Origin of the sequence: Mesorhizobium sp. M0848 (genome assembly GCF_040319805.1) — a bacterium.
Lineage (GTDB): Bacteria > Pseudomonadota > Alphaproteobacteria > Rhizobiales > Rhizobiaceae > Mesorhizobium.
This window is the reverse complement of sequence record NZ_JAMYOM010000027.1, coordinates 83,270-101,282: the sequence shown is the minus strand read 5'-3', so window position 1 is coordinate 101,282 and position 18,013 is coordinate 83,270. Positions and strand designations below refer to the sequence as shown.

The following is an 18,013-nucleotide window of genomic DNA, read 5'->3' as shown; positions in this document are numbered from 1 at the left end:
GTGTCAGACAGGTAGGCCGCAATCCGTCAAAAGAAAAGCCCGGACAGGCCGGGCTTTCGCGGGAGGCCGCAAGGCCATTTGAAATGCGGGTCAGTTGTTGTCCGCGGGGGCCGCGCCATCGGCGGGCGCTGCGCCATCGGCCGGAGCGGCGGCTCCGTCGGCGGGCGCGGCAGGTGCTGCCTGCGCCTTTGCCTTGGCGGCTGCGGCCAGCGTTTCGCCGACCTGCTGGGCGAGATCGCGGCCGAGGCCGTTCTGCCAGATGTCGGCTGCCTTGACCAGTTCGCGGGTCACCGTCGGGCCGCTATCGAGCAGCTTCTTGCCCGAATCGGAATTGTAGAAGGCGGCGATGTCGGCCAGTTCCTTTTCGGAGAACACTTTCGCGTAGGCGAGTGCGGCTTCCTTCTCGAGGTCGGCGCGGCGCGAGGCCAGCGCCAGCGCCTTCTCGCTGATCGTCTTGCCGATCAGTTCCTGCATGTCCGGGTTCTTCTGGATCAGCTGCGATTCGAGCGCCGCGGCTGCCTGCGGCAGAATGTTGTCGAACGGGTCGGTCGCGTGGATCGCAGCGACCGCCGCGCGGGCGGCCTTCAGGTGCGAATCCGTGACATCCTGCGAAAACGCCGGCGAAGAGAAGGCGAAAACGGCCGACGCCGCCAGAAGGACGGAAAGGCTGCGAACCCGGTTATGCAACGTCATGATCGGTAGAACTCCCTGGTTTTCGGGCGGCATGGACGGTTTGGATACCGTCGCCGCCGGCGATGATGGCCGCTGAAGCCAGCCCGATGAAAAGACCATGCTCGACCACGCCTGGAATGGCGTGGAGAGCATTCGAAAGCGCTCTTGTATCCGGAATGCGGCCAAAAGATGCATCGAGGATAAAATGGCCGCCGTCTGTAACAAAAGCCTGCCCCCCCGTCATCCTCAATGTGACCGGCCCGGAAAGACCGAGCTTTTCAGCCGCTGCGGCAACCGCAATTTCAGTGGCGCGCAGGCCGAACGGATTGACCTCGATCGGCAGCGGAAAACGGCCGAGCGTCTCGACCATCTTGGAGCGGTCGGCGATGACGATCATGCGCTGGGACGCCGCGGCGACGATCTTCTCGCGCAGCAGCGCGCCGCCGCCGCCCTTGACCAAGGTCAGTTCCGGGTCGACTTCGTCGGCGCCGTCGACGGTGAGATCGAGCTCTGGCGTTTCCTCCAGCGTCGACAGCGGCACGCCAAGCTCGCGGCAGAGCAACGCGGTGCGCTCCGAAGTCGGCACGCCGATGATGGTCATGCCGGTGGCGACCTTTTCGGCAAGCAGCCGCACGAACTCTTCGGCCGTGGTGCCGGTGCCGATGCCGAGCCGCATGCCGTCGCCCACATGGGCAAGTGCGGCGCGCGCGGCTTCGACCTTCAATTGCCTTGCATCCATGTCGGTAATTGCCCCGGAAATTCGCTGCCGGGCTCGTAGCATTTTTGCCGGTCCGGTCAAAGCCCTGGACGGCGCTTCTCCAGGTGATGCCTGTGTAGGAATTATTTCCTTGACCGGTGAGGGCAGCTATGCTACATTTTTGTCCATGGTGCTGATTTGTGCCAACAGCTCGCCGTCGAGGCGGGTTTTTTCATATAGGACGGCCCGCCGCGAATGCCCGGCCCGATGGGCAGGCCCGCCTGAACGAACTGGCCCCGCGCTTGCCTTGACGCGCCGCAGCCGCTATCGCCTGCCCATTGCACACCTGCCCAGGACAGACCATGACCCGACCGATCATCGTGTTCGACCTCGACGGTACGCTGATCGACACAGCGCCGGACCTGCTCGACAGCCTGAACCACAGCCTTGCCGCCAGCGAGATCGCGGCGGTCGACGAAGCCGGCTTCAGGCGTTTCGTCGGCCACGGCGGCCGGGTGATGATCGAGCGGGCGCACGCCGCCCATCAGCGATCGCTTGCCGTCGAGGAGCACGACCGGTTGCTGAAACTTTTCCTCGACCACTACACGCTCAACATCCCCGGCAAGTCGCGCCCCTACCCCGGTGTCGTCGAGGCGATCGCGCGCTTCGAGGAGGCCGGCTATATCCTCGCCATCTGCACCAACAAATACGAAGCCAACTCGCTGGCGCTGATCGAGGCGCTCGGCCTGACCAAACATTTCGCCGCGATCGCCGGCCAGGACACGTTCGCCTTCCGCAAGCCCGACCCGCGCCATCTGATCGAGACCATCAAGCTGGCCGGCGGCGACCCGCACCGCGCGCTGATGGTCGGCGATTCGCAAACCGATATCGACACGGCGAAAGCCGCCGGCATTCCGGTGGTGGCAGTCGATTTCGGCTACACCGACCGCCATGTGCGCGAGTTCGAACCCTCGGCGGTGATCTCGCATTTCGACGCGCTGACGCTCGACCTGGCGCAAAGGCTGATTGCCGCTGCCGGAAACTGACCGGAAGGCGGCCGGCGTCGGTCCGAGACAGGGCTGTGAGGGCAGCAAATCCGATCCTCGTCAGAACACTGGACACTGCCTTGACTTCCCGCACCCGCCTCCCTTATATCGCGGCTCGCTTGGCCTTCGGGCAACGAGCGGGCGATTAGCTCAGCGGGAGAGCACACCCTTCACACGGGTGGGGTCGCAGGTTCAATCCCTGCATCGCCCACCATCCAATCTCTCGAAATGGTTGGATGATTTGGCCCTACTCACTTTCATCAAGAATGTTACTGGCGCGTAAACGAAATCGTGCGCGATTGCGGCAGTTTGGCTTAAGGGCGGCCTTATCTGCGCACGGCTTTTTAGGGCGGAGGTGGCGGCAGAGGCGGAGGGGGGCTTGCGTCAACCACACCGGCCCCATCCTCCGATCTGAATAGGTAGATAGACGGCCCTGCGACATCCAGCTTCAGCGCTCGGTATAAATCGAGGCTCTTATGACCAATGTGAACGAACAGCAGTTGTCCTGCGTCGATGTGGGGATACGACAGGCGGAGGTATATAGGCGGTGTGAGGGTGAACGTGGCTCCCACGTCTGGGGTTACGTCGTAGTCAACAAAGTCGGGCGAAGTGAAGAGCACTTCGATGTTTCGCGCGGTTCCACCACCCGCATTGAATATGAAGAACATGGCGTCCGTATCGCCCTGATATTTTTTGCTGATTATCAGGCGCGGGGAAAAATACCATCCAGAGATCGGTGGCAGAATCCATTGGCTGATGCTCACAATCAAAGCGACGACGGCGATTGCGGTGGCGCGGTCGAAAGGCTTCTTCCCTTCTTTGGGAGGCCGCTTCACACTTCTGAGTGCCACCTAGAACCCCGCCGATAAACCCATCGGCACATTACTTCGGGCTAGCGCAGAATCTAGCCGGAAAAGCAGAGGCGCTCCCAGGTTCTCCACTGCCGCACCCACTTTGGGCGGGTTGCTGTCGGGGATAGCGTAGCCATCGGGTGCGGAACCGGATCAGGGTTGTATTTGGGCTGGTGGATCTGAATCAGGGGTTGTGGAATGTTCTTGCCGTTTCGCGGCGGACTTCCGGGATCGCCATTCAGTTGCATACATCAAAAACTGCTTGCCCCTGTCGGTTAGGTGATATGTCGACACCGGCTCGGCATGGCCATTGAAGATGGTGTTCGCGTCCAGAAGTCCGTGTTTCACATATTCGTTCATCACCGATTCCAGCTCGCAGACCTCAAGCTCGTAATTTACAAAATCACGAAAATGCTCCTTGAGATCGTCTGTGTCCGGGCTTCTTACGAGGACAAAATCGAGTTCCAAGAAGAGATCCAGTAGCGGCTTGGTGCCTTGATCTTCTTTCCAGGCAAGCACGCTCTCGATGCTCTCCTCCTCCAATCGCCGAATGCGCCACATATAATCGCCGGGAATAGTAAGCACGTCCTCGCCGGTGAGGCGCTCGACCTGTTGTTGAAGGGAGCGCTTCTCCTCAGATAACAGTGCCAACTCTGCTAAGACTTGGGCAGACGGGAGGTTGTCAGCTCTGACCCAGCCCGTTCGAGGTTTTTGGCGGGTTAGCTCGTTCAAAGCCATCGCGACCTTACCGGCCAGATCGTCCTTGTTGCGCCAGTATTTGACCAATTTCTTCTCGCACAGCCGGCGAAATCGCTCCAGCTTGGCTTTCTTCTCAAATTCTACCTTCTCCGCAGGCCAGATCTTGCGAGCCATGCTTTCAAGCAAGAAAGCCGCAGTAGGGACATTCTGGCAGACGGCATACTCATACTCCATCTGCGTGTAACTCTTCCCTTTCAGCTCAGAGCCGTACCGCTCCGCGACAATCAGGACGTAGTAGTCGCTGTCGTCGATGCGGCGTTTGATGTAATCCCACTGGCTATCATCGCTAGCCTGAAAAGCCTCCATCCCGACCGGTATATGGCCCATATTTAAGATAGATTCGATGACAGAGCGGCGCTCGTCGATCAGGTCAGCATAGGTTGAGCTGACGAACACCTGATATTTGACGTCCATAGACGTTCTCCCTGCTCGGTTGCGGAGACCGTGGCACACTATCACGCTGCGATACGTGCTTCGCTCTCTTCCCACGACACGAGGCAGAGCGACTTAGACGGCTTATTCCAGTCGCCACCGTAGGCGACAAGAAAACGCCCTGCGACAGCAAGCCCTCTCACTGGCATCGACAGGTCAATCTCACCAGTTTCACCGCCAGACCGAAGGTTGATTGACCGAAGGATTCCGGTGCTAGTCGCTACAGCGATCAACCCTTCTCCAAGTTTGGCCACACTGCTGTAGTCGACAAATGCGGGAACACTAAGCACGCGAGAGAAAACACCAACGCTGAAGTCGACTACAGCAACTAATCCTTCTCCGACGGCGACCACCTCATGTTCGCTCAGTACGCACATAGCATTAATGCGCTGCCCAAGGTCGATATCCCTTTCGGTATCAAAATCTTGGTCTAGCACCACGATGCGGTTACCGGTTGCGACGAGTACATGGTTGCCCCTCGTTTCGAGCGCCTGAATGGATCGTCCCACCCGGTTCACGACGTCGCGCGGAACCATGTCACTATCACGGACTTGGTCCAAACCTTCTGCCGGCGTCCACCAGCGCCTAATGCCGCCATCGCTGGTGGCTGAGACAATCGTCTCGACGCTCTTGCGGCGCTGCCGCCGAGATATCGCGACGACTTTCTCGTAAAAGCTCGACCTCTCACCCCGGAACCCCGTGTGAGAAGGCGACCATATTTGGAACCCGTCATGAGTCCCCAAGGCATAGCGCCCAGACGCCATTTCCGAGATGGCTAGTATCGTCTGATTGCCTTCGATGACCTGCGGCGTCGCCTTTCCAGAAGGTTCTACGGTAACCAATATACTGTTGCGGCCACCAATGGCGATGCCCCCATCAGCCAAAGGCGTCGAGCATATGAGCCCCCTGCTCTGTAGGATACGGGCAACCTTGAATGTAACCTCTTTCTGGGCCGGTTCATCATCCAAGGCACCAGTAATCAAGCTGCCGACCACTTTTACGAAGCGGGTGCCTGCCGCGATTACAGGTTCGAGACTCTTTACGAGATCCGCCGCCGAGGTAAAGCTCGCCTTCAGCGCTTCTGCAATTGCCCTGATGTCTGAGAGGACTTTGTCAGCGCCTGCGGTGAGGAATTTTATCGTCCCCTCGTAAATGACCTTAGCATTGAGGTGAACCTTCACAGCGAATGCGCTCGCGCTTAGCCGCTGGATCCTCACCTTTAGATTTCTAAGGGTATCAATGCTGACGCCGTTCAGGATGTTAATCTGAATGGTCCGCTGGCTGATGGTAACGTTGTTGATAACCTCGTTCGAGACATTGATGATATTTTGGGCGATATTCCCAGCTTTGGAAATCTGTATCTCGCTAGTTTCGCTCTGTTCGGCGACCGTAGCCTTAGCGCTGTCGACCATCGCATTCTTAGATTTGAGAAGCGCTTCTAGGTCCACGTAGAGCCGGCTTAGGGCGTTCGACAACTGCTCGATTGAGTGCTCAGCATCTTCCTCAAGGTCCTTGGTGTTTTCGATGACGGCATACAATCCGTCTCGGATAAGGATGATGCGTTCCAAGTCCTCAAAGGTGACTTGGTCCACCTCGATGCCAAGTGCATCGTGAAGGCCCCGTACGTCGGTAAAATCGACGTATTGCTCCAACGGTATGTTGCTGGAAGGGCCAAGTAACTGCCCAAGATTCTCGGCGCTCTCCCGAACCCTCTTGAGCAACTTTTCATGTCCAGACATCGCCACCGCCCCTAGCGTGAACTTAACAAGAACATGACTACTTTTTGCACTAAATCAACGGCGATTTGGCCGCTAGCCACGGGAGTAACAGTTTTTTCGAAGATAAGTGGCTGCACCGGTAAAAATGGGAACATCAAAACGGGTTGTGGCCGACGATCTAAAAGATGTGAGTATTTTCTATCATGCCCTCCTCACCCTACAAAGACGCTAGCGCACTCTGGACCGCGGGCCGGATGAATTCTTCACTGCGTGTTTCCCATTAGCTTAATCGCCTTCCCAAAAGCACATCGCCTTGCAGAAGGAGGATCCAACGCGCTCCAAGCCATAACCAGCTTCAACAACTACACCCCTCCCCTTCCCCGCCAAAATTCTTCTGCGCGAAATTCAAGGCGCTGCTGTAACTGGTATAGCTCTGGAACTGACAGACATTGGAGCTGCGCCGCACCTTCATCTGCTCGAGATTCCAGAGCGAAACCTCGATGCGGTTGTCGGCGCAATAGACGGTGTAGCGTTCCGGTTCCAGCTGCACGGACGGGGATTCATCGGGCCGCCATTTGCCCGACAGGTTGCTGACCGCTTCGTCCATTAGCCACTGATGCGTGGTCGCAGCAATGGAAACGGCGAGATAGTCGCCGTGCATGGACTCCTGTTGATGCGTCCAAGCTTTGCCCTACGCCGGTCGAGCCGCGATCAGCGCTTCATCGAGTGCAGGATGGCCTGCATGTGCTCTTCCAGGTCGAGTTCACCGCGAGCCTCAGCGGTCAACAGGTAATCGGCCTTGGCCCGGCGGTCGCCTCGGCTGATCGCCGGATAGGAGCAGATGGCCAGCAATGCTTCCTGTTCAATCCGGTCTGCCGTCTTGCGTTCGTGGCTGCTGCTGCCCGCTTGATGAACAACCCTGTGAAGCCCGACATAGCTGGCTTCATGGGCTCCGATCAGCGCCCGCAATTCGGGTGAGGCACCTTCCTCTTCGGCAAACGTCGGTTCAATGGCCGAGGCCACGGCGGTGAACGCAAGAAGTGTACGGCGGGTGATTTCGGGCATGCCTCATATCCTGCTCTCTGATCATGCAGGCACACCATAGCACCGGCGCAACGGTTCGAAGAGATGCTCAGGGACGCGACCGCACTGTCTCCTGACAGATGTATTCGCTTCCGTAGCCCGCCCGCCCAGCAGCCGGTGTGGCCTTAAGTCGCAATGATTGACTTCCGAAAAGCAGGGTTTCGGGCTTCATTGACGCTGCGATCAACACCATATGGTGATCCACAGCCCTCCAAAACGAGAGAAGCTCGCTTTGACGCGGTCGCACAGCGGTCGTCAGCCGGCAATGGCTATGAACCAGGAACTTGAAAAACCATGCCTGAAAACATCAGACCGATTTCGAAAGACGTCCCCCTCATTCAGCTAGGCCTCTATCAGTGCCGCTTCCCGGTGAGCGAAGACCGGTCGGTACCCGGCGGCTATCGTTTTTGTGCCGGGCCAACTTCGGCGGATCGCGTCTATTGCGATCACCACCACGGCATCGTGACCGCCGTCGACCCTCGTCGAACCCGTTCAGGTCTCCACCCCGCTCAACGACGCGCTGCGTAAGTTAAGCGGGCGGCGGCCCCATTCGGGCAGCTGCAAACCGGCGGACTGAATCGGCACGCATTCCAGCCGCGGAACAAACCGGCACGCCAGCGAGTTTCTCTCCGACGAAAACTTGAGGGAAAGCCATGTCCAGATTTCTGCTGGCGACCAGCGTCGCCGTTCTTCTCGCCGGCGCGCCGGCCTTGGCCGCGGACGACAAGCCGCTGCCGCCACCCAATGCCAAGAAGCTGTCGGAGATCATCGCCAAGGTCGAGCAGCGCGACGGCTTTCGCTATGTGGACGAGGTCGACTGGGACAGCGGTGCCTACACCGTCACCTATTACACGGCAGACAAGGCGAAGGTTGAAATCACCTATGATCCTGTGACGGCGGAGCCGAAATAGGGTTCGCTCGCAGACATTTCGTTCCCGGCCGTGTCAGCGACCATTCCCGGCGCGGGCGCCTCCCCTTGCGTCAGTCTCACTTTGATGGCTGACTGTGCGCCAGAGCACTTCACCGTTTCACAGAAACGGCGAACCGCTCTAACTCTCTGTTTTGACGCGATTCCGGGCGGAAAACCGTTTCACACTTTTCCTGGAATAGCTCTGGGCGCCGCATTGGGGGATGGGCATGGCGACGGCGAAGCACGTGATGAAGCGCATATTGATGATGTTGGCCGGCTACTTCGTGTCGGTGCTGGTCGGCCTGATCGCCATCGCGGTGATCTATGGCGTGCTCAGTTCCTTGCCCAACGCGCCCAACTATTTCGACGTCATGGGCGTTTCGCCGATCGCGGTGCTGCTGGTGCCGCCGCTCGGCATGTTCGTCTATTTCCTGACGATCGTGGTGACCGCGCTGCAGACGCTGATCTTCGCGCTGATCGCCGAGTTCTTCTCGTTGCGCAATGTCCTGCTGCACATGGTTTTCGGCGCCGGCGCCGCGGTCGGCGGTTTCGCCCTGATCTGGCCGAGTGCACCGGAGGATATGGACCCGGAGCGTTGGGTCGACATCGGCATCATTGCCGCTGCCGGACTTGTCGCCGGGTTGCTCTATTGGCTGATCGCCGGGCGCGACGCCGGCTTCCGGCGGCCATTGTTCCAGCGCTACTAGCTTGCAGGCTCACAATCGCGAGCCCGGCATATCGGCTCATGCCGAGCCTGAAAGAAACAGATTCCGCCGCATTGTGAAAGCCGCCAGTCGGAAAACGATCTCAAATCGGTCGCTCAGTGCGCCTTGCTGCCTGAGAGCAGCCATAGCTCGTCGTCATGGCGCTGCTGTTCCGAGCGCAGCGGCCAGTACGTCGGCGAGGCCGCGTCCGACGCTGCCGTCCTCATCAAGGCGCGGATTGTAGATGGTGATCTCGAGGCCGACTGCCTTGCCGCTCGCCAAGGCAAGCCGGAGCGCGGCCGTCAGCTCGTCCCACGACAACCCGCCTGGCACGCGAAAATCGACAGCTGGCATGATGACGTCGTCGAGACAGTCGGCGTCGAGATGGATGAAGAAGCCGTCCAATTCCGCTCTCGTCAGGTGATCGACCGCTTCGCGTGCGGCGGCCTCGATGCCCGTGGCGCGCACAGCGGGAAGGTCAAGCACCTTGAGCTCTTCGGGGAGCGGCTGGCTTCCGTACTCCTCCTGATCCTTGTGATCGCGATACGCGAAGGCGACAGCGTCTTCAGGGCGGACCAGAGGACCGCGACCTTCGATGTCGGTCAGGAGCGACGGACCGTAGCCGGTGACGAAGGCGAGGTCCATCGAGGCGCCCTCACCATTGGGTTCCGCCTCTGGCTGGAAGAAATCGGCATTGCCGTCAATGAAGAGCAAGCCGTAGCGGCCGCGTCGTCGAAACGCGAGCGCCGAGCCCAGCACGATCGTGCAATCGCCGCCCAGCACCACTGGAAACCCGCCTGCGTCAAGCACCGCTTCCACGGCGTCGGCGAGCTTGGGCGACCACTGCGCAATTGCCCTGGCGTTCAGGGTGCCGGTCTCGGGATCGGGCGTCGGGTCCTTCGGAGGCACAACCAGCCGCCCGGCGTGGCGCGCATGGATGCGCTCCGCAAGGCCAAGGTCAAGGAGCCGGTCAGGCAAGCGCTCCACACCGTCGGTCGCCAGGCCCAGCGTGGAAGGGGCTTCGAGAATCGCATAATGGCTCGGCATAGGCGCCTCCATTAGTGACTATTTTGCGGAGTAGGTCAGGGCCTCTGTTTTGTGGCCGTGTGATCGCGAATGAAGGCCCTTCCATCTGAACGCTGAAGCGAAACGTGCCCACTTCCGTAGCTTGGTCGACCTTCGTCAGCCATCGGCAGAATGCCGACGATGGCAAAACACCGTCGCAGAATCGCTTCGATCGCTCAACATCGTTCGTCCCTACCGAAACAGGATCACAGTTGCGTTTTGAGCTTGTTCGATAACGGTAGCCGCCGCTCCTCGTTCCCTCTCAGCCGCCTTTCCGCTTTCGGTCATGCCGTATTTATGAGTTAACGGCCTACCGGAAGTCCTGGATCAACTCGAAGGCGAGCGAACCGCCTCCGTAGCGTCCAGAGCCTGCTTCAGGCGCGAATCGCGGTCGTAGACGTCGCCGAAATACTCGACCTTGCCGGACAGATCGGGCCATGCGGTGAAATAGGCGACATAGACCGGGATCGTGCGCGTCACATTCTCGGTCGCATGGCCGTGCTTCAGCTTCTCGGCGATATAGTCCACGGAGGTGCCAAGCACCGCCGCTGCCATGCCGCGCGGGTCCTGCAGCCGCACGCAGCCATGGCTGAGCGCGCGCATATCCCGCTGGAAGAATGATTTCTGCGGGGTGTCGTGCATGTAGATCGCGTGCTTGTTGGGGAACAGGATCTTCAACTCGCCCAGCGCGTTGGCCTCGCTCGGCTGCTGGCGAACGCTGTAGGGGATGTTGGAGCCATAGGCGCCCCAATTGACCGCCGACGAAGGAATGCGCTTGCCGCGCGAATCCGTCACCTCGTAGCCGGCCCGGTCGAGATAGCCCGGATCGTTGCGCAATCTCGGCAGCATCTCGTTGACGATGATCGACTGCGGCACGCCCCAATAGGGATGGAAATCGACCTGCTTGATCTGGTCGTAGAAGAAGGAGGTCTGGTTGGTGGTCCGGCCAACGACGACACGCGTCTTCAGCTTTTCCTCGCCATTGTCGATGTAGCTTGCGGTAAAGGCCGGCTGGTTGATGAAGACGCGCGGGCTGCCAAGATCGGAGGGCAGCCAGCGCAGTTCCTCCAGCGCCACTTCCACCTTCAGCAGCTTGTCGGCCTTGGATGTTCCGGCCAGCGTCGCGACGGTGCGCGGGCCGATGACGCCGTCGCCCTTCATGCCTGCCTTCTGCTGCACGGCCTTGATGACCGGGACCAGTTCCGGAACGTAGACGTCGCTGGTGGCCAGCCTGGACAGGATCTCGCCATAGGCGCCGCCCATCTCGTCATCGAGATTGCGCGCGATCAGGGTCAGCAGCTTCGGCAGTTCAGGGCTGGTTTCGCCCGGCTTCAGCAACAGCTTGGGGTCGACGACGATTTCGTTTTCAGCGCTGGCCTGCAGCGATTCCAGCTCGACGCGCAGCGCCTGGTATTCCGCATTCTGCGGATGCCGCGATTCGAGATAGGTGCGCACTTGCTGGGTATGCGCCAGCGTCCTCAGCACGCCTTGCAAGTCGAGCGGCTTGGCCGGAAAATCATAGTAGCCGGTCATGCGGTTGGGATCGACGCGGCCGTTCTGGGCGTCGTGGGCATAGCGCAGCACACGCGCGGAAAGCGCCATCTCGAAACGGACGAGCTCTTTCAGTTGCGCATTGGCATCGGCCGACGATGCGCCGGCAGCGGGCACTTCGACCGTATAGTCGGCGGGCGCGAGGCCATAGCTTGAAGCCTCGCCAAGCACCCGCACCGCATTCTGCGCGCGGCTGTTGAGGCTGGTTCCGCTTATCCAGATGAAATCCGGATTGGCCGAGTAATAGGCGATCAGCGCCTTGGCGATGTCGGGCTCGGCTAAGAGTTCGTAGTCGCCCAAGCTGGCAACCGCATCACGAAACGCAGCGCCCGTTGCCGACGGCACGAAAGCCGCATCCTGTGGCGTTGCCGGCTCTGGCGTCGGGGCCAGCGCCGAGAAGTCGACGCGAACCAGCCGGTCGGCCTTGTAGGTGTAGTAGGATGGGCTGCTGATTCTCGCACCGCCACCGCCACCGCCACCGCTGGCCGGAGCCTTCGGCTTTGGCTTGTGCTTCGGTGGCGGGGGCGGAAACTCGCCTTTCGGCGCATGCTTGACGCCGCCGCCGAAAAGCATGTCGAAGAGCCCCTGCGCGCCTGCCTGGGGTACACCGAAAGCCAGCGTTGCCGTGATTGCCATCAGCGGCATCACGGTTGCTTTGTTTCCGAGGAATTTCATGAATCACCCGCTCCGGCCGCAACCGGTTCCCGTTCCGCACGCTAGATCGTCCCGCTCACCGCATGGCGGATGTAAGGCGCGACTATACTGATTCATACCGATTTCGTTAAGCTTTCATAAATTTTGGAAAGCCTGTTGCAGAACGGTTTCACAAGATCGTGACGGCTGGAGCGGAGGGTTGTTCCGCCCCAGCCGGAAATCTCTCGGATCAGGCGTTGGCGCCGCCATCGATGGTCAGGGCAGCGCCGGTGACGAAGCGGCCTTCAGGGCCTGCAAGCCAGGCGACCATACCGGCAATGTCATCGGCCTTGCCGAAACGCGGTGTTGCCATCTTCCGGCGCTGATGCTCGGCGTGCGGGCCGTCGGCCGGGTTCATGTCGGTGTCGGTCGAACCGGGGTGGACGACGTTGGCGGTGATGCCGCGCGCGCCGAGGTCGCGCGCCAGCGCCTTGGTCAGGCCGACCAGCGCCGCCTTGCTGGCTGAATAGGCCGTGAGGCTGCCGTCGGTCGCCCTCTCGGCAAGGTTGCTGCCAATCGAGATGATCCTGCCGCCCTCACCCATATGCACGGCCGCCGCCTTCGAGGCGATGAATGGAGCCCGGAGATTGACCTCCATGGTCTCGTCGAAATCTGCGAGCGACAGCGTGTCGATGGGGGCGGCCCGCCAGATGCCGGCGCTGTTGACCAGGATGTCGAGCCGGCCAAAAGCGGTCACTGCGTCGTAGACGGCCTTTTCTATAGCCACCGCATCGCGGTTGTCGGCCCTGATCGCGATGGCGCGGCCGCCCTTGGCCTTGATTTCGGCCACAACCGAGCGAGCCTGCTCCTCGCCATGCACATAAGTCAGAGCGACACTGGCGCCGTTGGCCGCGAGCCGTCGCGCAATCGCCGCACCGATGCCGCGACTGCCGCCGGTGACGAGCGCGGCCTTGCCGTTCAATTTGCTGGAAGACATCAAATTCTCCTTTTGTAACGATCGATACATAAATATCTGTCAGCCTTGCCCGTCGGCGTCAACTTAATTATGTATCGATCAACACAGAAAAGAGCATCATGTCGGAACGAGGCCGTCCCCGCACCTTCGATCGAACCGCAGCCCTGCGACGTGCGATGCAGGTGTTCTGGGCGCGTGGCTACGAAGGCGCATCGATGAGCGAGCTGACCGCCGCCATGGGCATCAACTCGCCCAGCCTCTACGCCGCCTTCGGCAGCAAGGAGGCGCTGTTCCTGGAGGCGACGGATTTTTACTCGCACACCGAGGGTGCCGACATCTGGCTGGCATTGGACGAGGCTCCGACCGCGCGGCAGGCGATCGAACAATTCCTGAGCCTGACGGCGAAGGCCTATGCGCAGAGCGATCGTCCGCAGGGCTGCCTGATCACGCTCGGCGCGCTGCATCAGGATTCGAGCCGAGGCGCCATCTGCGACGATCTGCGCCGTCGTCGTGCCGAAAACCACACCGCCCTGCGGAAGCGTCTCGAGCGCGGCGTTGCCGAAGGCGAATTGCCGGCGAATTTCGATGCGAGCGCCGCCGCGACTTTCTTCGCCACGGTCCAGCACGGCATGTCGATCCAGGCACGCGACGGCGCCTCGCACGATGCCCTGCTGGCGACGGTTGCCGGGGCCATGGCGGCCTGGAGGACGCTGGCCGGCGGCAACGCGGCGTGACAAACGCCGGCTGGTGTGCTCGAAATTCTGACTTGCCAGCAATGCTAGGGCCGGCAAGGCCGGGAGGCCAGCAATGCTAGGGCCGGCAAGGCCGGGAGGGATGAGAGTGTGAAAAAGGGTTATCGCGAGCTGCTGGACGAGGCGAACGCCGTGATCGAGGTGGTTTCGCCGGAGGAAGCGGCCGGGCTGCTCGACGATGAAGACACGATCTTCGTCGATCTGCGCGATCCACGCGAAGTGGAACGCGACGGCAAGATTCCCGGCGCCAAGCATGTCACGCGCGGCATGCTGGAGTTCTGGATCGACCCCGAAAGCCCTTACCACAAGCCGTTCTTCGCCTCGGGAAAGAGCTTCGTGTTCTTCTGCGCCGGCGGCTGGCGCTCGGCGCTGGCCACAAAGACGGCGCAGGACATGGGGCTTTCGCCGGTCAAGCACATCCTTGGCGGCTACACCGCCTGGAAGGCCGCCGGACTGCCGGTCGAACCCGGCGAGAAGAAGAAATAATCTCGACCGCCGCTCAGTGCAGCAGCAATGGCTCGCGATGCGTCACGAAGCCGACGGCGCGTTCGACCACGCCCTTGTCGGCGAGAATACGGCGGTGGCCGAGCCCGTCGGCCCAGTAGAGCCGCACATGGCCGCCGGCGCCGGCATAGCGCCTTGCATGATCGGCCGACACTTCGCGATCGTCCTGCGCATGGATGACCAGGGTCGGCACCGGCGCCTGGGCGAGCTGACGGTCGCCGGTGAATTCGTGCAGCGGCCGGCCGGAAAGATGCTCGACCCGGTCCGCCATGGCGGCTTGCGAGCGCGGGCCGACATTCAACATATGACTGAAGTCGGCAAAGATCGCCGGCAGGGAACTTGGCGCCGCGATCAGCACCAGGCGTCCGGCCGCCAGCGGCGGAATGTTCTTGACCGAACCGGCGATGGCATTGGCGGCGACGGCGCCGCCGAAGGAATGGCCGACCGCCGCCACGAAGGGGCCGAACCATTCGCCGGCAATTCGCACCGCATCCACGGCATTGACCATGTTCAGGCGCCGGCCCTGCGACTGGCCGTGGCCGGGCAGGTCAAGCGAAACGACCCTGTAGCCGGCGGCGCGATAGCCTTCGATCAAGGCGCGCATATATTCGGTGCGCGAGCGCCAGCCATGGACGACGAGCACCGTGCCGGCGGCCGCCCTGCCCGGCTCGGGCCGGAACTCGTGCACCATGACGCAGCCGGTCGCGGTCTTCAGTCGGTGATGTCGCGCCTCGGTCATGAACCCGGCCGCACGCTCGACAGCGCGGCGCTCGCCATCGCTGAGCGCCTTGACATTCGGGGTGCGGCAGAACAATTCGAACGCCGCGCGTCCGCTAAGCCGCGGCGCGACACGCTCTGCCGCACCGAACACGCCCCGGATGACCTTCAGCCCGAATGATGCCATAGTGAAAATCCATCCATACGTTCAAGCATGAACATAATAGTTCAAAGATGAACAATAAACAAGAGCTGCCTTGGGACAACCCCCGTTTCCGCAACTGGGTCGCGGTGGCGCGCGCCTGCCATGTGCTGGAGCGCACGCTCGCGGTGAAGCTTGCACCGCTCGATTTGAAACCGGCGCAGCTCGACGTGCTGATGAACCTCTATCGCCACCCCGGCATGTCGCAGCACGATCTTGCCCGCAAGCTGCTCGTCGGCCGCTCCAACATCACCATGCTTTTGCCGCAGCTGGAGGCGCGCGGCCTGCTGCGCCGCGAAGGTGATGAGAAGGACAAGCGCATCCTGCGGCTCGCGCTCACCGAGGCCGGCGAGGCGCTGCTGATGCAGGCGCTGAAAGTGCATATGGCGCTGATCGAGAAGGCGATGAGCCAGTCGACGCCGGAACAATGCGACATGATCGGCGAGCAGATGCGCAAGATCTATGATGTGCTAAAAGAGGCGTGACGACCTTTCAGCCAGACCTACCACATCGTCTTCTTCGCCCGCTCCGGCCATTCCTTGTCGTAGGTTTCGCCGTCGATGTTGCTGCGGCTGGTGATTTCCAGGATTTGTCCGGGCGTCGGCAGCGACTTCGGGTCGACGTGCCTTGCCGCGTTCCAGAGCTCGGAACGGACGATGGCCCGGGCGCATTGGAAATAGACCGAATCGATGTCGACGACGGTTACCGATCGCGCCGCCTTGCCGTCCACCGTGAATGATGCGCACAGCGCCGTATCCGTGGTGATATGAGCGCGGCCGTTGACACGCAGCGTCGTGCCGGAGCCCGGTACCAGGAACAGCAGGCCGACGCGTGGGTCGCGGATGATGTTTTTCAGCGAATCGGCGCGGTTGTTGCCGCGACGATCCGGCATCATCAGGGTTTTCGGATCATGGATGCGCACGAAGCCGGCGAGATCGCCGCGCGGCGAACAGTCCAGTCCCTCCGGTCCGCCGGTCGCCAGCGCGACGAACGGCGAGGCTTCGATGAAGGCGGCATATTCGGGAATGACGTGGTCGAGTTCCTTGACCAGCGAGGCCTCGCCTGGAACGCCGTAGAGCGCCTCGAGCTGCTCGACCGTGGTGATGACGGACATGTTTTCGCCTCCAAACCTTTGCCGGCGCTACGCCATCTCGATGACGTTTTGACGACAGCGAGGGGAATCAATTTTAGCGGTCCCGGCTCAGGCCCTTTTCCGCAAGCTCCGCGAGATAAGCCTCCCAGCGCGCATCCTTCTCGTGGCCGAGCGTATGCAGGTAATTCCAGGTGAAGATGCCGGTGTCGTGGAAATCGTCGAAGGTGATGCGCACGGCGTAGTTGCCGACTGGCTCGATCTTGAGAATGGCGACATTGCGCTTGCCGGGAACCGTCACCCGCTGATCCGGCGAATGGCCCTGCACCTCGGCCGATGGCGAGGCGACGCGCAGCAGTTCCGCCGGCAGTTCGAACGGCCGATGGTCGGGAAATGTGACGGACAGCAGTTTGCGGTCCTTCGAGACCCGGAGTTCTTTCGGTGCGGTCATGCTGTTCGATCCCGTATCATCCACCCTTCCCTACGCCGCTTCGCCAAACGGGAAAAGACCTGACAAGGCCGACCGACATGCGATGTCGGCTGAGAGATGTTACCAAAGATCAACACCGGCTATCTTGAATGCCAGTCCGTATCGTATCACATAGCGGTATATAACGACGTCGTTCACGGGAAGCGCTTGAAGCATGGACATGATCGACCCCTTTGGTCGCACGATCAGCTATCTCCGCGTGTCGGTCACCGACCGCTGCGATTTCCGCTGCACCTATTGCATGGCCGAGGACATGGCCTTCCTGCCGAAGAAGGACCTGCTGTCGCTGGAAGAGCTCGACCGGCTGTGCACGGTTTTCATCGAAAAGGGCGTCAGGCGATTGCGCCTCACCGGCGGCGAGCCGCTGGTGCGCAAGAACATCATGCATCTCGTGCGCCAGCTGTCGCGGCATCTCGCCAGCGGCGCGCTGGAAGAACTGACGCTGACCACCAACGGCTCGCAGCTGTCGCGCTTTGCCGCCGAACTCGCCGATTGCGGCGTGAAGCGCATCAACGTGTCGCTCGATACGCTCGATCCCGACAAGTTCCACAAGATCACCCGCTGGGGCCATCTCGACAAGGTCATGCAAGGCATCGATGCCGCGCAGGCGGCCGGGTTGAAGGTCAAGCTCAACGCGGTGGCGCTGAAGGATTTCAACGACGCCGAGCTGCCCGAGATGATGCGCTGGGCGCATGGCCGCGGCATGGGCCTGACGGTCATCGAAACCATGCCGATGGGCGAGATCGATGCCGACCGCACCGACCAGTATTTGCCGCTGTCGCTGCTGCGTGCTTCTCTGGAACGCCAGTTCACGCTGACCGACATCCCCTTCAAGACTGGCGGCCCGGCCCGCTACGTCCATGTCGCCGAAACCGGCGGACGCCTCGGCTTCATCACGCCGATGACGCATAATTTCTGCGAGAGCTGCAACCGCGTCCGGCTGACCTGCACCGGCACCCTCTATATGTGCCTCGGCCAGGAAGACGCAGCCGACCTGCGCTCGCCCTTGCGCGCCTCCGAAGGCAACGAACTGGTCGCCGAAGCGATAGACGAAGCGATCGGCCGCAAGCCGAAAGGCCATGACTTCATCATCGACCGCCGCACCAGCCGCCCATCGGTGTCGCGCCACATGAGCGTCACCGGCGGCTGATCTTTTCGTGA

At 61.2% G+C, this 18,013-nt stretch carries 20 protein-coding genes and 1 tRNA gene; 8 read left to right on the top strand and 13 right to left on the bottom strand.

Translation table 11 applies throughout. The annotated features are described in order from the left end of the window. Positions 1–90: 90 nt before the first annotated feature. Entirely contained in the window at positions 91–693 is a 603-nt protein-coding gene (locus tag NKH95_RS27085) for a DUF2059 domain-containing protein (protein ID WP_352442439.1), read from the bottom strand. Beyond that, positions 680–1,411: a ribose-5-phosphate isomerase RpiA gene (gene rpiA, locus NKH95_RS27080; protein WP_352893800.1), complete on the bottom strand. Its 732-nt coding sequence runs from the start codon at positions 1,409–1,411 to the stop codon at positions 680–682. The genes NKH95_RS27085 and rpiA overlap by 14 nt, the downstream gene beginning before the upstream one ends. 320 nt (positions 1,412–1,731) lie before the next feature. Here rpiA and NKH95_RS27075 point away from each other — a divergent pair, with 320 nt between their 5' ends. Together NKH95_RS27075 and NKH95_RS27070 are read left to right on the top strand one after the other, a co-directional pair. After that, positions 1,732–2,415 (top strand): phosphoglycolate phosphatase, encoded by a 684-nt coding sequence (locus tag NKH95_RS27075; RefSeq protein WP_127369243.1) that lies wholly within the window; start codon positions 1,732–1,734, stop codon positions 2,413–2,415. A 139-nt stretch (positions 2,416–2,554) separates the two neighbouring features. Then, positions 2,555–2,629: transfer RNA gene (locus NKH95_RS27070), tRNA-Val, on the top strand. A gap of 130 nt (positions 2,630–2,759) precedes the next feature. On the opposite strand, the gene NKH95_RS27065 is transcribed toward NKH95_RS27070, so the two are convergent. The 5 genes from NKH95_RS27065 to NKH95_RS27045 all read right to left on the bottom strand — a co-directional run bounded on the left by NKH95_RS27065 (position 2,760) and on the right by NKH95_RS27045 (position 7,240). After that, positions 2,760–3,266, bottom strand: coding sequence for a hypothetical protein (locus tag NKH95_RS27065; RefSeq protein WP_352728611.1), 507 nt, complete (start codon positions 3,264–3,266; stop codon positions 2,760–2,762). A 153-nt stretch (positions 3,267–3,419) separates the two neighbouring features. Next, positions 3,420–4,439 (bottom strand): DUF4062 domain-containing protein, encoded by a 1,020-nt coding sequence (locus tag NKH95_RS27060; RefSeq protein ID WP_352893798.1) that lies wholly within the window; start codon positions 4,437–4,439, stop codon positions 3,420–3,422. Positions 4,440–4,480: 41 nt separating this feature from the next. Further along, the gene (locus NKH95_RS27055; RefSeq protein WP_352728607.1) at positions 4,481–6,196 is read right to left on the bottom strand and encodes a hypothetical protein; all 1,716 of its coding nucleotides are present in this window, start codon (positions 6,194–6,196) and stop codon (positions 4,481–4,483) included. A 334-nt stretch (positions 6,197–6,530) separates the two neighbouring features. Beyond that, entirely contained in the window at positions 6,531–6,836 is a 306-nt protein-coding gene (locus NKH95_RS27050) for a hypothetical protein (RefSeq protein ID WP_352728605.1), read from the bottom strand. Positions 6,837–6,886: 50 nt separating this feature from the next. After that, positions 6,887–7,240, bottom strand: coding sequence for a hypothetical protein (locus NKH95_RS27045; protein WP_352893796.1), 354 nt, complete (start codon positions 7,238–7,240; stop codon positions 6,887–6,889). A gap of 671 nt (positions 7,241–7,911) precedes the next feature. Between NKH95_RS27045 and NKH95_RS27035 the strand changes: the two genes are divergently transcribed. Both NKH95_RS27035 and NKH95_RS27030 read left to right on the top strand, forming a co-directional pair. After that, positions 7,912–8,169 (top strand): PepSY domain-containing protein, encoded by a 258-nt coding sequence (locus NKH95_RS27035; protein ID WP_024503292.1) that lies wholly within the window; start codon positions 7,912–7,914, stop codon positions 8,167–8,169. 220 nt (positions 8,170–8,389) lie between these two features. Then, positions 8,390–8,875, top strand: a complete 486-nt coding sequence (locus NKH95_RS27030; protein WP_352677244.1) for a hypothetical protein — start codon at positions 8,390–8,392, stop codon at positions 8,873–8,875. Between the two features lie 153 nt (positions 8,876–9,028). Here the strand turns inward: NKH95_RS27030 and NKH95_RS27025 are convergent, their stop codons facing one another. From NKH95_RS27025 to NKH95_RS27015, 3 genes are all read right to left on the bottom strand, one after another. Then, positions 9,029–9,919, bottom strand: a complete 891-nt coding sequence (locus tag NKH95_RS27025) for an arginase family protein (protein ID WP_352893794.1) — start codon at positions 9,917–9,919, stop codon at positions 9,029–9,031. 345 nt (positions 9,920–10,264) lie between these two features. Beyond that, positions 10,265–12,163: a L,D-transpeptidase family protein gene (locus tag NKH95_RS27020; RefSeq protein ID WP_352893793.1), complete on the bottom strand. Its 1,899-nt coding sequence runs from the start codon at positions 12,161–12,163 to the stop codon at positions 10,265–10,267. A 208-nt stretch (positions 12,164–12,371) separates the two neighbouring features. Beyond that, a complete protein-coding gene (locus tag NKH95_RS27015; protein WP_352795439.1) occupies positions 12,372–13,118 on the bottom strand; it encodes a 3-oxoacyl-ACP reductase family protein in 747 nt (248 codons plus the stop codon). 98 nt (positions 13,119–13,216) lie between these two features. On the opposite strand from NKH95_RS27015, the gene NKH95_RS27010 reads away from it, so the two are divergent. Both NKH95_RS27010 and NKH95_RS27005 read left to right on the top strand, forming a co-directional pair. Further along, positions 13,217–13,831 carry a TetR/AcrR family transcriptional regulator gene (locus NKH95_RS27010; protein WP_127297305.1) on the top strand — a complete coding sequence of 205 codons (615 nt, stop codon included), beginning with the start codon at positions 13,217–13,219 and terminating at the stop codon, positions 13,829–13,831. 108 nt (positions 13,832–13,939) lie between these two features. Next, positions 13,940–14,335, top strand: coding sequence for a rhodanese-like domain-containing protein (locus NKH95_RS27005; RefSeq protein WP_023813962.1), 396 nt, complete (start codon positions 13,940–13,942; stop codon positions 14,333–14,335). Positions 14,336–14,348: 13 nt separating this feature from the next. Here the strand turns inward: NKH95_RS27005 and NKH95_RS27000 are convergent, their stop codons facing one another. Then, positions 14,349–15,257: an alpha/beta hydrolase gene (locus NKH95_RS27000; RefSeq protein WP_128303656.1), complete on the bottom strand. Its 909-nt coding sequence runs from the start codon at positions 15,255–15,257 to the stop codon at positions 14,349–14,351. A gap of 47 nt (positions 15,258–15,304) precedes the next feature. Between NKH95_RS27000 and NKH95_RS26995 the strand changes: the two genes are divergently transcribed. Beyond that, positions 15,305–15,757: a MarR family winged helix-turn-helix transcriptional regulator gene (locus NKH95_RS26995; protein WP_023813960.1), complete on the top strand. Its 453-nt coding sequence runs from the start codon at positions 15,305–15,307 to the stop codon at positions 15,755–15,757. A 17-nt stretch (positions 15,758–15,774) separates the two neighbouring features. Here NKH95_RS26995 and NKH95_RS26990 read toward each other — a convergent pair whose 3' ends face one another. Further along, positions 15,775–16,386 (bottom strand): pyridoxamine 5'-phosphate oxidase family protein, encoded by a 612-nt coding sequence (locus NKH95_RS26990; protein WP_352893791.1) that lies wholly within the window; start codon positions 16,384–16,386, stop codon positions 15,775–15,777. 73 nt (positions 16,387–16,459) lie between these two features. Then, complete coding sequence (locus tag NKH95_RS26985) at positions 16,460–16,813, bottom strand: gamma-butyrobetaine hydroxylase family protein (protein ID WP_023813958.1); 354 nt, start codon at positions 16,811–16,813, stop codon at positions 16,460–16,462. A gap of 193 nt (positions 16,814–17,006) precedes the next feature. On the opposite strand from NKH95_RS26985, the gene moaA reads away from it, so the two are divergent. Continuing rightward, the gene (moaA, locus tag NKH95_RS26980; RefSeq protein WP_352893789.1) at positions 17,007–18,002 is read left to right on the top strand and encodes a GTP 3',8-cyclase MoaA; all 996 of its coding nucleotides are present in this window, start codon (positions 17,007–17,009) and stop codon (positions 18,000–18,002) included. The last annotated feature ends 11 nt before the right edge of the window (positions 18,003–18,013 follow it).

Excerpts from the sequence above, each read along its gene's own strand:
- NKH95_RS27085 (WP_352442439.1), bottom strand. The coding sequence starts at position 693 with ATGACGTTGCATAACCGGGTTCGCAGCCTTTCCGTCCTTCTGGCGGCG.
- rpiA (WP_352893800.1), bottom strand. The coding sequence starts at position 1,411 with ATGGATGCAAGGCAATTGAAGGTCGAAGCCGCGCGCGCCGCACTTGCC.
- NKH95_RS27075 (WP_127369243.1), top strand. The coding sequence starts at position 1,732 with ATGACCCGACCGATCATCGTGTTCGACCTCGACGGTACGCTGATCGAC.
- NKH95_RS27060 (WP_352893798.1), bottom strand. The coding sequence starts at position 4,439 with ATGGACGTCAAATATCAGGTGTTCGTCAGCTCAACCTATGCTGACCTG.
- NKH95_RS27055 (WP_352728607.1), bottom strand. The coding sequence starts at position 6,196 with ATGTCTGGACATGAAAAGTTGCTCAAGAGGGTTCGGGAGAGCGCCGAG.
- NKH95_RS27050 (WP_352728605.1), bottom strand. The coding sequence starts at position 6,836 with ATGCACGGCGACTATCTCGCCGTTTCCATTGCTGCGACCACGCATCAG.
- NKH95_RS27045 (WP_352893796.1), bottom strand. The coding sequence starts at position 7,240 with ATGCCCGAAATCACCCGCCGTACACTTCTTGCGTTCACCGCCGTGGCC.
- NKH95_RS27035 (WP_024503292.1), top strand. The coding sequence starts at position 7,912 with ATGTCCAGATTTCTGCTGGCGACCAGCGTCGCCGTTCTTCTCGCCGGC.
- NKH95_RS27030 (WP_352677244.1), top strand. The coding sequence starts at position 8,390 with ATGGGCATGGCGACGGCGAAGCACGTGATGAAGCGCATATTGATGATG.
- NKH95_RS27025 (WP_352893794.1), bottom strand. The coding sequence starts at position 9,919 with ATGCCGAGCCATTATGCGATTCTCGAAGCCCCTTCCACGCTGGGCCTG.
- NKH95_RS27020 (WP_352893793.1), bottom strand. The coding sequence starts at position 12,163 with ATGAAATTCCTCGGAAACAAAGCAACCGTGATGCCGCTGATGGCAATC.
- NKH95_RS27015 (WP_352795439.1), bottom strand. The coding sequence starts at position 13,118 with ATGTCTTCCAGCAAATTGAACGGCAAGGCCGCGCTCGTCACCGGCGGC.
- NKH95_RS27010 (WP_127297305.1), top strand. The coding sequence starts at position 13,217 with ATGTCGGAACGAGGCCGTCCCCGCACCTTCGATCGAACCGCAGCCCTG.
- NKH95_RS27000 (WP_128303656.1), bottom strand. The coding sequence starts at position 15,257 with ATGGCATCATTCGGGCTGAAGGTCATCCGGGGCGTGTTCGGTGCGGCA.
- NKH95_RS26995 (WP_023813960.1), top strand. The coding sequence starts at position 15,305 with ATGAACAATAAACAAGAGCTGCCTTGGGACAACCCCCGTTTCCGCAAC.
- NKH95_RS26990 (WP_352893791.1), bottom strand. The coding sequence starts at position 16,386 with ATGTCCGTCATCACCACGGTCGAGCAGCTCGAGGCGCTCTACGGCGTT.
- NKH95_RS26985 (WP_023813958.1), bottom strand. The coding sequence starts at position 16,813 with ATGACCGCACCGAAAGAACTCCGGGTCTCGAAGGACCGCAAACTGCTG.
- moaA (WP_352893789.1), top strand. The coding sequence starts at position 17,007 with ATGGACATGATCGACCCCTTTGGTCGCACGATCAGCTATCTCCGCGTG.